This window comes from Microbacterium sp. SORGH_AS_0862 (genome assembly GCF_030818795.1).
GTDB lineage: Bacteria > Actinomycetota > Actinomycetes > Actinomycetales > Microbacteriaceae > Microbacterium.
In genome coordinates this window covers 228707-240607 of record NZ_JAUTAY010000001.1, presented here as the reverse complement: position 1 = coordinate 240607, position 11901 = coordinate 228707, and the positions used below count along the sequence as shown (strand labels likewise).

Annotated in this window: 8 protein-coding genes and 1 tRNA gene; 6 read left to right on the top strand and 3 right to left on the bottom strand. The window is 63.6% G+C overall.

Going from position 1 to position 11901, the window contains the following annotated elements; translation table 11 throughout:
• Positions 1 to 37: 37 nt before the first annotated feature.
• Both QE377_RS01180 and QE377_RS01175 read right to left on the bottom strand, forming a co-directional pair.
• Positions 38 to 1198: a DNA cytosine methyltransferase gene (locus QE377_RS01180; protein ID WP_307318862.1), complete on the bottom strand. Its 1161-nt coding sequence runs from the start codon at positions 1196 to 1198 to the stop codon at positions 38 to 40.
• A gap of 31 nt (positions 1199 to 1229) precedes the next feature.
• Positions 1230 to 3290 (bottom strand): ATP-binding protein, encoded by a 2061-nt coding sequence (locus QE377_RS01175; protein ID WP_307318860.1) that lies wholly within the window; start codon positions 3288 to 3290, stop codon positions 1230 to 1232.
• A 181-nt stretch (positions 3291 to 3471) separates the two neighbouring features.
• Between QE377_RS01175 and QE377_RS01170 the strand changes: the two genes are divergently transcribed.
• The 6 genes from QE377_RS01170 to QE377_RS01145 all read left to right on the top strand — a co-directional run bounded on the left by QE377_RS01170 (position 3472) and on the right by QE377_RS01145 (position 10270).
• Positions 3472 to 4464 (top strand): PD-(D/E)XK motif protein, encoded by a 993-nt coding sequence (locus QE377_RS01170; RefSeq protein ID WP_307325806.1) that lies wholly within the window; start codon positions 3472 to 3474, stop codon positions 4462 to 4464.
• On the top strand, positions 4461 to 7502 hold the full coding sequence (locus QE377_RS01165; RefSeq protein WP_307318857.1) for a Z1 domain-containing protein: 3042 nt from the start codon (positions 4461 to 4463) through the stop codon (positions 7500 to 7502). The genes QE377_RS01170 and QE377_RS01165 overlap by 4 nt, the downstream gene beginning before the upstream one ends.
• 11 nt (positions 7503 to 7513) lie before the next feature.
• Positions 7514 to 7948 carry a very short patch repair endonuclease gene (locus QE377_RS01160; RefSeq protein WP_307318853.1) on the top strand — a complete coding sequence of 145 codons (435 nt, stop codon included), beginning with the start codon at positions 7514 to 7516 and terminating at the stop codon, positions 7946 to 7948.
• On the top strand, positions 7945 to 8868 hold the full coding sequence (locus QE377_RS01155; RefSeq protein ID WP_307318852.1) for a hypothetical protein: 924 nt from the start codon (positions 7945 to 7947) through the stop codon (positions 8866 to 8868). Before QE377_RS01160 ends, QE377_RS01155 begins: the two co-directional genes overlap by 4 nt.
• 81 nt (positions 8869 to 8949) lie before the next feature.
• Positions 8950 to 9933 (top strand): hypothetical protein, encoded by a 984-nt coding sequence (locus QE377_RS01150; RefSeq protein WP_307318850.1) that lies wholly within the window; start codon positions 8950 to 8952, stop codon positions 9931 to 9933.
• Between the two features lie 263 nt (positions 9934 to 10196).
• Positions 10197 to 10270 (top strand) — tRNA-Pro (locus tag QE377_RS01145).
• 562 nt (positions 10271 to 10832) lie between these two features.
• Here QE377_RS01145 and QE377_RS01140 read toward each other — a convergent pair.
• Positions 10833 to 11900, bottom strand: a complete 1068-nt coding sequence (locus QE377_RS01140) for an aldo/keto reductase (protein WP_307318847.1) — start codon at positions 11898 to 11900, stop codon at positions 10833 to 10835.
• Position 11901: the final 1 nt, after the last annotated feature.

Genomic DNA, 11901 nt, shown 5'->3' with positions numbered 1-11901 from the left:
TTCCCGCTGCAGCCGACACGGTCCTCGAGGAAGACACTCAGAGCGCGCGCGCAAGAACGTCAGCTACGGCGGCTCCCAGCGCAATGGGAACGGCGTTACCGATTTGGCGGGCGATGGCTGTGCGTGAGCCGACAAAGCGGTGATCAGCGGGGAAGCCCTGCAACAGAGCCGCCTCGTAGTGGGTGATCGCCCGGTCCTCCGTCGGATGGAGGTACCGCCCCTTCTCGGGCTTGAAGAACTCGGTCCTGATCGTCACGGAGGGTCGCTCCCAACGCAGCCGTCCCATGACGTCCGCCGATCCCGTCTTATGGTTTACCCAGCACGGTGCCAATAGGTCTTCTGGCAGGTTGAAGCGGTTCCCGCCCTCGGGGATCGCGGCGAACCGCCGGCGGGAGATATCGGCGTAGTTGCGGCTCCAATGCAACTGTCGCGGATGGAACGAGCCGGCGAAAGTCTTGCCCGAGAATGTCGTCCTGTACGTGTCGAACTCATCGTCCCGGTCCGGCACGAGGGGAACGCCTGCCAGGGCATCGGCGACGGTTCGGTACGGGAGCTTGCCGTCCGTCTCCGGTGAGGCACTGTGGCTGGGCGTGGGGAATCCGGGAAAGCCCAGGTCGCGTCTGTAGCCGATCAAGACGGCGCGTTTGCGCGCTTGTGGGGCGCCGAAGTCTGCGGAGTTGAAGATGGCGTGGCGGAAGCTGTAGTCGCGCAGTTTCCCCTGGCCGTATGTTGCCCGCTTGAATCGCTGGAACTGTGGTGACCGTGCGAATTCGGCGACGTTCTCAACGATGAAGTACTTGGGCTGCGTGCGAACGATCGTAGTGGCGTACTCGCGCCACAAGTGGTTGCGTTCGTCCTCGATCTCGCGTTTGCCCAGTGTGGAGAACCCTTGGCACGGAGGGCCGCCGACGATCACATCGATCTCCGGTGACTCGCCTGTCGCGAGCCAGTCCTGGATCGAGCCCGCATACACGATGCCTTCGCCGAATGTGGCCTCGTACGAGGCTGCGGCAGCGAGGTCCCACTCGACCGCTCGAACCGAACGGAACCGTTTGGACGCCTGATGGAACCCAGCCGTGAGCCCTCCCGCGCCGGCGAACAGATCGAGCACGCGGATCGCGCCTTCGCTCGGGGCGTTCTCGGGCACGGTGGTGTCGCCATTCGAAACGGCGGCATCATACGCCAGAGGGGTGCTCATTCTAGTGAGTTTAGCCGGCTCGACCCGAGCCTCAGACATCATGATCTCCATCCGGCGTGGCGCGGCGTAGACGCCGGATCAGAGACCGTTTGACGAGGACGGGTCGGCTCGGGTGGTCGAGGAGCTGCCAGGCCACAGCGAGCGGTGTTCTGCCCGTGTCCTGAGCGATCCGCGCGATCGGGGTTCCTGACCGGTACGCGGCGACTATCCGTTCCCGTTCCCCGGGCGTGTAGACCAAACCGTGCCGAGGAGACAGGGATTCGTCATCCAGCGGCTCGTCCAGACCGAGTACATGCAGACACAGGACACGGGCGACCGCGCGGCCATCCACGGCGAGCTGCTGCGCTGTCTCAGCGATCGTCGCACCCTTGCTGTAGAGCTCCGTGATGACCGAAGGGTCAGCTCTCGTGACTTCGGGAGAGCTCTCCGTTGTCTCGTCGACTTGTTCCGGCGGGACCGCCGGTACGGCGTAATCGGCTGGCTCTGCCGAGTCGGGGACGCCATCCGATGCGGCGGGGGTGAGATGCCCGACTTTGTCGAGTCCGCGAAGCGGTGACGGCGAGGCATCGTCATCCACTGATGGGGTGCTTCTGTAGCCGTCCGCACCGATCTGCTCGAGCAGAGCGTCCATCAGGACGGACTGCCAGGCTTCGATCTCCTCCTTCGTGCCTCTTCTCACATGCTTGCTGGCGAAGCGGTCCTGGAGCAGGAGGTAGGTCAACGTCTTCAGCAGCGGCGCGTCACCGGTGACACCGCCGATCGCGGTCCGGTAGCCGTCGTTCAGCCAGATCGTGCGGGCGTCCGGGTCGAAGAGGAACACCCGTCCCTCTTCGAGCTGACGCCATCGCATCGCGATGGGCTGGACGTCTTCGCGCTCGCCGATGCGCTCTCGAACCTTCTCCGTCAGGCTCTCGGAGAGTCCTTCGCTCATCGGGATGAGGGGCTTGATGCCGGTCCTTCGCTTGTTCGCGCGTTGGAACGTGTCTCGCGCATCCTCGAGGAACCGTTCGAAGCCGATCCCGTTGGTCGATCGTGCTCGTTGGAGGGCGAGTCCGAATCCCTCGAGAGGCCTTACGCCGTGCTTCTCGTGGTTGATGCGGAGGTGGGTCTCGAGGGCGGGGGTGAGGTCGATTGCTACGCGCGCGAGTTGGAGTCGGCGATCGGAGTGGGCCTGCTCCAACCATCCCGCGGCGTGGAGGAGACGATCGTTCCGGTAGATGTAGAAGCCCTGCCATTCCCGCCGAGGACGCCCGAGCAACTCGGCCGAGGCCGACTTCGAGTTCGGCGGAAGTATGTTCAGGGCCGCTATGAGCTCACATCCGTCGTCCGTCACCCCGGTCACAGAGACCGGGTAGTCGGCGTGGCCCGAGGTCTGGAAGCCGAACGGATCGACCGGTTCCACATTCCGTCGCACGCCGACGAGTGCGACGGCGTCGTCGAACACCTCCACACCGATCCGCAGACGACCACAGGACAAGAGCCGGTGGAACGTGAGCCCGAGTTCGGTGCGCAGCGAACCCACGAGCCGTTCGAGCCACATCTGCCGTTCGGTCGGACTCGACGCCCGGGACACGTTCTCCACGCCGCTCCACTCGACGACCGTTCCGGTGCTGTCGAGCGATCCGGGGTCGTCCTCGAACCCGTTCCATGCCGCCTGGTCCGTCAGCACCTCGCCGTGGAAGCCTTGCCGTCCGATGCGTATCGCGCGCGGTACGTCACCTTCGCCCAATGTGAACACGGTCAGTGTTCGCGATTGACTGAGGGAAGCGGCCTTCAAACCCATCCCGAAATGACCGTGGTCGGTGGTGGCGTACTCTCTGCGTTCACCGAGACGCATCGCGAGCTGAAGCTCATCGCCGGACATCCCGTCGCCGTTGTCCCGCACTCGAACGGTGTGCAGTAGCGAGTCGGTCGTCACCATACGGATCGTGACCGTGTCCGCATGGGCGTCGATGCTGTTGTCGATGAGATCCGCGAGCGCCGTGGTGAGGGTGTGATCGCGGCCGATCGCTGTCAGCACGCCCTTCTCAGGGGGCAGCTCGACCACGCGCGACACGTCGTCTGCGCGGGTCGTGCTTCGTTCCCCCAGCATGCTTCGTCATGGTACCGCCCACCGGCGACATGCCCTGTCCGCCCCGCTCCACACGTGTGCCAGCCCTCTACTCTGGATGGTGTGGGCGACGGCGCCCGCGCCTTACCTCCCGGGTCGCCCCGACTGCAGCCCTCGGCGGGGTCAGAGTGCGATAGAGACCGCGACGAACGAGGTGGAGCAGATGATCGGTGGAGACGAGGTCGGCCACCTCACCGCCGATGACATCGAGAAGTACTTCCACCAACCCCTTCCGGCGGTTCGCAGGCTGTCCGCACAGCCACCCACCTACCTGCTGATCGACCCCGCCACTGAACGGATCCGACTCAGAGTCCCGCCGGAGTCCGGAGCTCCCGACGTAACTGCTTTCGATCGGATCACGTTCGACGTCGTCCAGGAGCTCGGTGAGGACGATGAATGGTTTGAGCTCACCATCGACGCCACGGAGAATCATCACGAGGCGTACCTGGTGATCGCCGCGATCGTCGATCTCGTCGTCAACGGGACCTCATTCACCGACGCCGTCGCTGACGGTCTCCGTTCGTTCCAGGAACTGTTGCTCCGCAAGCGACGGCTGACGGACGAACAACAGATTGGCCTCTTCGGCGAACTGCTCTTCCTCGAGCAGGCCATCACGCACGTCACCGCGCCCAATGTCGTCAACGCATGGGCCGGCGCCGACCGGGAAGAACACGACTTCCTGTTCGACGGGTTCAGCGTCGAAGTGAAGTGCACCCGAAGCGAGAGCAGAATCCACCTCATCGCATCGGCGTCACAGCTGCAGCCCTCGCCGGACCGTCCCCTGTACCTCGTTTCCGTCCAGGTCACCGCCGCAGGTGCCGCATCGCAAGGGAGAGCGCTAGGCGACGTCGTCGCCAGCATCCGAGACGATCTCTCCGAGGAGAGCAGGCAACTTTTCGACAAGAAGCTCAAGGACGTCGGCTGGCGCCATGACGACACCGAGCTGTACCAACGACGCTGGTCCCTGCGTTCGGTCCCGCGCACGTTCCTCGTCGACGACGATTTCCCCGCGCTCACCCCGAAGCGCATCGCCGACATCGTGCCTCAACCATCCCATGTCGTCGGTGTGCAATACCGTCTGGACCTCACCCAGTTTGAAGCCGCGACCGCAGTCCCCGAACTCCTCGACGAGTTCTGCAAGGAGCCACAACCATGAGCGACGAAGCACTCAGACCCGCGATCGAGGGCGCGCTCGCCGGCATGGCACCGCTCGGCCCGCGGGCACTCCTGGCGGACGTGAACCGCAACCTGGAGCCCTTCCAGACCGCGCTCGACGAAGACGCTCTGCTCGAACGGATCCTGGCGGAAGGGGCACCAGAGTCCACCACCTTCCACCTGCAGCTACTCCAATGGGACGCGGCCGAGGCCACGATCTGGACCGGCGAGACCGCCAAGGACACCGTCGAGCGCCGCTCGCTGATCTTCGATCGCCTCGGTCTGAGCCAGACCGCACGAACACATATCGATGAGACCTTCCCCGTGCGAGGACTCGGCGCCGTGCTGATCGCCAGCCCGGAATGGCAACCCTGGTACACAACCGAACGAGCCACCCGTCACCAGTTCTACTGGAACGCGTACAAGAGCACGTTGACCATCCCCGCTGAGTCGATCAAGGAACTCGATGCCGCGACAACGGCCGTCGTGGCACGACTCAACGACCCAACGTCCGCGTCCCCCTACCAGAGCAAAGGGCTCGTCGTCGGGCACGTCCAGAGCGGAAAGACCGCGAACTTCACCGGTGTGATCGCCAAAGCCATCGACGCCGGCTACCGGCTCATCATCGTCCTCACCGGCACCTACGACATCCTCCGCAACCAGACCCAGCGACGACTCGACAAGGAACTCATCGGCCGGGAGAACATCCTCGGCGGCGTCGACGAGAAGGACACCGCCGCCATCATCAAGGTCGACTACGCGAACACCGAAGACCGCGACTGGCTCGAAGACAAGTTCCTCCGACACGGCGTCCGCCCCATCGACGTGCCCGACGTGCCATCCATCCGCCGGCTGACGACCTCCTCCGGCGACTACAAGGCGCTCGCCGCGGGCCTGCCAGCCCTCGACTTCCAGCAAGGGCATGAGATCCAGCACCGCGCGAAGCCGCTATGGCATGCCGACAACCTCTTCGGCACCGACGTGCGATTGGCCGTGGTCAAGAAGAACAAGGGCGTCCTAGAGAAGCTCGTCTCGGACCTGACCAAGCTTCATATCAATCTGGGTGACATCCCCACGCTGATCATCGACGACGAGGCCGATCTCGCGTCCGTCAACACCACGATGCCCGGCAAGATCGACGCGGAGGGCCGACAGGCTCGTACCGCGATCAACAAGAAGCTCTCCGAGCTGCTCGCGCTGCTCAAGAGAGCGCAGTACGTCGGCTATACCGCGACCCCGTTCGCCAACGTGTTCGTGGACCCCACCGACGCCGAAGACATCTTCCCCCGAGACTTCATCCTCTCTCTCCAGCCGCCGCCGCAGTACATGGGTGGCGTGTCCTTCCACGACCTCCGCGCCCTACCGGAGGGCAGCGAGGACGATCCCGCCATTTCGAACCGTGCCGCGTTCGTGCGGGACCTCGACGACAGGGAGGAGGACGAAGAACTCGCGGAAGCACTGGACGCGTTCGTCGTCACGGGCGCCATCAAGCTCTGGCGCGAAGCCAACGGACAGGGCACCTTCTATCACCACACGATGCTCGTCCACGAGTCGGTGCGAACCGAGGAACATAGGGAACTCCGGGAGCGCATCGACGCACTCTGGCTCAGAAACTCATACAGCTCTCCGATGACGAAGGAGCGGCTACGTGAGCTGTACGAGAACGACTTCTACACGGTCTGGGCGAGCCGCGACACGGCCGAATGGGGCGCCACGCTCCCGGACGACTTCGACGCCATCTGGACGTACGTCGGACAGGCAGTCGACCGGATGACCGTGAAGCGCTCTCCCGTGGTCGTCGTCAACGGAGACAAGAACGCCGACTATGAGCAGCTGGACTTCCAAGGTGAGCGGGTGTGGCGCATCCTCGTGGGCGGTGCCAAGCTCAGCCGAGGGTTCACCGTCGAAGAACTCACCATCACCTACTACCGTCGGCGCGCTCTCGCCGCCGACAGCCTCATGCAGATGGGCCGATGGTTTGGTTACCGCAAGGGATACCGCGATCTGGTGCGTCTCTACATCGCCCGCAGGGCAACCGACAACCGCGGACGAGAGTACGACCTCTACGGCGCGTTCGAGAGCATACTCCGCGATGAGGAGGACTTCCGGGCTCAGCTACGGACGTTCGCCCAGATGACCAACGACGGGCACCCCGTGATCCGCCCCATCGACGTCCCGCCCCTGGTGTTTCAGGAACTCCCGTGGCTCAAGCCGACAGCACGAAACAAGATGTACAACGCGGAGCTCGACGTGCAGGGGCAGGGCGGAATCGTCCAGGATTTCCCTCGTCAACCCGACAGGGACGCGAACGCCAACCCTGCGCACTTCAACCTTGTCCGAGACTGGGTGGAACGGCTCTCGGAGCCCGTGCAGTTCACCTACAGGGAGTTGTCCAACGGGCTCGAAGCGTCCGACAACGATCACCTCGACGACGCGAACTCCACCGAGCGCTCCTTCTTCGCACGGTACGCTCTCGTCCCAGCGGCCGAAGTCCGCGAGCGTCTAGCCGGCTTCCAATGGACGCTCGGTTTCAACTTCGAGCCCCACCTCCGATTCATGGACCAGGCGATCGAAGCCGGAACCTTGACCGACTGGGCTGTACTCATCCCCGAACTGTCTGGAAATCAACACCGGAATGTTGACGGTGTCTCGGTCGCCATGGTGAACCGCACCCGGCGTGGAGATCGCGCCGGATTCTCCGGAAGCTCCTTCCGGCAACGTCACGCGCTGCAACACATCGCGGGACACCCTCGATTCCGACACGGCGGGCCCGTTGCCGACGAACTCTCCAAGCCCGGAACGCGTGGAGCCGTCCTACTCACTTTCGCCGCCGACCCGATCCAACCGGCCGGGCTCACCCCCGGGGAGAAGAGAGAACGCGCCGATCACAGGAAGTGGCCAGAGGACGTGGCGTCCGCTGATGTCGCAACGCTGTTCTCGATGGTGCTGCCATACGCGTCGGCGCCCGAAGGCAGACTCGGCTTCCGCGTTCGACAGGAAGGCAACATCCCGATCGTTGACGTCCCGAAGAAGAAGTGAGGCGGGCCGCCATGGTCGAGACCTCATGGGCCTCATCCGAAGGCGTACGGCGCTCAATGGTCGCCAACCGCGGACGAGACACCGGCCCCGAACTCGCAGTCCGACGGATCCTCCATGCGGAAGGCCTGCGCTACCGCGTCGACTTCGCGCCGCTCGGAGGGCGGAGACGAGCCGACATCGTCTTCACACGTCAGCGCATCGCCATCTTCATAGACGGATGCTTCTGGCACGGCTGCCCGGACCACTACACGGCCCCAGTTCGCAACGGCGAGTTCTGGGCGGACAAAGTGCGGTCCAACATGACGCGAGATGCTGAGACGACGGCAACCATCAGCGCAGCGGGGTGGGTGGTGCTTCGGTTCTGGGAACACGAGAGTGCACCGGACATCTGCGATCGCATCGTCGAGAGTATGGAACGTCATCCGCCAGCCCGGAGGCCCTCATGACGCTGCCGCCACATGCTATCGAGAGACTCCTGTCGCCGGTACGTAGCGTGTCGGCTCTGCCTCGCTCCGCCCGTGATCATCACACCGTACCCGTTGATGAAGCGCCCTGGCGGTGGCATGCGGATGTGCTCGCGGACGTCATCAGATCGCTGAGCCAGGACCTTGTCTCTCCTGGCGATGGTTTCAAGAAACTGCAGGGCTGGATCGATCAGCTGTTGCGACAACGCGACCGTGCTGTCAGCCTCCTCTTCTCGCTCGAACCGTTCGAGCCATACGATCCGCGCCAGGCGGATGAGCTGTTGGACCTCCTAGACGAACTCCCGGCGCATATCATCAGGGCGGTCGAAGCCGACACCTCGGTCAGCACAGATGTCGGAAGAGCGCTTGCCGACGCAGCCGACTGGTGGTCTACGCGCAGCTCCGCGAGTGACGGTCAAGGCTTGTCACGAGCGTTCGGCATGGATATCCCGCCACGCGGAACTCAGGGCTTCTTTCGAGCAGAATGGGTCCTGCAGCACTATGCGTATCGAGGCTCAGACCTGCTCGCTCTGCTGATCCCGCACCTCGTCTCGCTAGGAATACCGCATGTGACGGACGTGCTCGCCGGCGTCTACGCTGTCGGTCAAGTAATCGACTGTGACGACCCAGTCGCCGCGTATATCGCGACAAACACGCTGACCAATCGATACTTCGCGGCCGAGCCAACGATTGCTGATCAGTTCCGAGACCATCTGAGGGCGGTCGAACCCGCGCTGCGTCGCGCTCGTTCGGCCGCGACCCGCGCTTACGAGGCCGTGCTCACGCAGACGGACGACTCGGAAGCTCGAGCTCTCGCGCTTGCCGACGCGTACAAGAGGACGATTGAGGGCCCCTTTCGTCAGTACAGCTGGGCAACGCACTGCCTCCGAGCAGGGGAATAGAGCACGCCTCCAATGCTCACGAACTTGCGAGAGCGGCTAGTCCGTGAAGGTGGAGCGCTCGCAGCAGTCGTGAGTGGCGTCGTGCTCCCCGACATGCGCAATAGCGAGACCCACGAGACCCTCGTCTGGGATGGATTCACTGACCAGTTCGTCACTGAAAGCGGCCGCGTAGACGTGGTGCACGTCGCGGCGGCGTTGAGCCTAGCTACCTCGTTCGTGCAGGGTTCGGAAGCCGGGCTCGCAGCCATCCGAGCTCTCCACGTCAGAGCTGACGCCGGGATGCTGCCGTCTGCGGAAGAGGAAGGCAGGATGCCGACCTGGGATCGTGTGCGTGCGTTCTTCGGCACCAACCGAATCCTCCTCGTCGAGGCGCGGCTCAACACGCCGCATGCCCATTTCCGCGTCCAGCGGATTGAACACCGCGATGTCAATCCCTGTTTCCAGGCGCTTGTGCTCGCTCGGCGGCTCCTTCCCCAAACCGAGAGATTCGAAGTCAGCGCGGTCGAGAGCAGCGGGTCACTGATCGTGGTGGACGCAAGTGCGCTCGACGCAACGATGTCGTCCTGGGATTTCGCCGTGTCCCACCTCGATCAGATGCCGCTCTCGACTTTCCTGCCCGCGAACCTCGACGCACGTATGAGGCTGGAGCCGGAACCTCTCGCGTTGCGGTCGGTCGCATGGATCGCAGTCGACAACGCGGTCGGAGTAATCGACGGTAGCCCCGAGCGCTGGGATGACGACGCCAGACAACTGATCGACACTTGCCTTCAGGTCGTCGAGATCGCCGTCGCGTCCACACGGGAACGGATCGGTGCGTCGAACACGAGACTCGAAAGCGTTGAGAAATCGGTGGCCGAACTCCGTACCTGGATCTCGAACGAATCTCCACTCCAAGCCGCGTTAGCCGATGGTCAGCCGTCCATGTCCCGACTCCGTACACAGTGGAATCAATGGGGCCCTGTACCGCGCCACCCATTGATACTGGAGGTGCCGCCGACCGGTGAGTGCCAAGCGCCGCCCGCGCTCCGATCGGCACCGGATTCGATGCACTATCGCACGTTGTGATTGGCCCTCATAGTGAACAGAGCCCGTCAATGTACGCCACTCGTAAACCCCACGTAAACCTTCACCGAAGGTGCGAACGGCTAAGAATATCCGGGACCTGTCCGGGACCTGATGCATGCAATCCATGCAAGTCCTGACGTGAAGTGGTGTCGTCTGAGGGGCACCGATGCCCGAAAAATCAAGGAACTGGGCTGGACCGTCTACCTGGGGGTCAAGGGGTTTACCCCTTCCGGTCGGCCCGAAATAACTGGAGATCGATGCCACGGGATGTGGCGCAGCTTGGTAGCGCACCTGACTGGGGGTCAGGGGGTCGCAGGTTCAAATCCTGTCATCCCGACCGGAACGAGAAAGGGTCCGCCTTATGGCGGGCCGTTTCTCGTTGCCGCGAGCGGATTATTCAGGCGGGCCCCTGCCGCCGAGGCTCCGCGCGGCGCGCAGCGCCGGGTGGAGAAGCGGTAGGGCGCATCCCGACCGGAAGTTCCCTTATGAGAATCAAGTTCTAGTCGGGGCTTCGACGTTGGTCTCGCAGGAAGTCGGCCGAGACGCGCCCAAGAGCGTCCGCGAGGAACCGCAACATCAGCACCGCGCAGGCATCACGGCCCCACCTTCTTCACACGAAACTGAACACTGCGCGGTCCATCCTGTACGGGCCCCTTCAGCACGCCGGCGCGCTGCGAACGTTCCGCCTGCGACAAGATCGCCGGCGAGCAGACCACCATCGACGGGCTCGTGGCCGCCGACGCGTACGGCATCCTTCTCGGGCACCTTGCCTTCGGTCAGACGCTCGAGGGTCGGCGTAACCGGTTCAGGCTGCGTTTGGCACGGTTGCGACGTGAATGACAAGGAGAACGTGAGGAACGAAATCGTGACAGGTTCGCTTGGAGCGGATGGGGATATGTCTAGTAGCCGATGGCGCGCCGGATCTCTGCTTCGGTCTGCGAGAGTCGCCTGAATTCCGTGGCACTCATCGTCCAGCCGAGCGCCGCTGCGTTGCTGGTGACCTGCGATGGGCTCTTTGCGCCGGGGATGGGGATGACGAGCGGGTCGCTGGCGATCAGCCAGTTGAGGGCCACCTGGGCGATGGTTCCTTCGTGCGCACGTGCGATCGCGTCCATGACATCGAACAGGGGCTCGAGTTCTTCGCGGTGCATCTCGTAGGGCTTGGACCTCATGGCCTTGAAGAAAGACTCGCCTGGTTCGAAGAGGCTGGCGCCGCGGAACAGCGTTGCGGCTTGGCTGCCGTACTCCTGGCCGCCGGCACGGTATTTTCCGGTGAGCACTCCTTCAGCGAGCGGGAGGATTGGGAGGATCGTCACCCCGAGTTCGCGGCAAGCGTCGAGCATGCCGTTGGTCTCCGGGTGGCGGTGCAGCAAGTTGAACCCGACTTGACTCGACGCCAGCCTGACGCCGTGAACGGACCACAGGTAGCTGTAGGAATATCGCAGGTAGTCGGTGCTGAAATTGCTGACGCCAACAGCCTTCGCTTTGCCGCTCTTGACGGTATCGGCCATGGCATCGAGATACCTGTCGAGTGCACGTCGTGCAGGCGGGTAGTGGACCTGGTAGAGATCGACAGTGTCCACCTGAAGCCGCTTCAGGCTGCTTTCCAGGACGGTCTTCACCGCTCTAACAGAGAGATTGCGGTTGGGATCGTAAAGTTTGGCTTGGGTGAACTTGGTCGCGATCGTTACCGGGCGGCCGTCCTTGCGGTGGAACTCGCCGAGGAGCTCCTCGGCGAGTCCTTTGCCATAGGTGTCGGAGGTATCGAAGAAGTTCAGTCCTGCGTCCAGGCACATCTTGTAGATGGCGTAAAGGTTGTCGCGGGTGTAAGAGGTACCGTAGCCGAAGCGCTTGTCGCCCCAGGCCTGAGTGCCGTTGCCCATGGCCGGGACGAATATTCCAGACGCGCCGATCTGCTTCATGGTCCGGTCTTCCGGGGTCTTGCTCGACGTGTCGTCGCTGGTCATG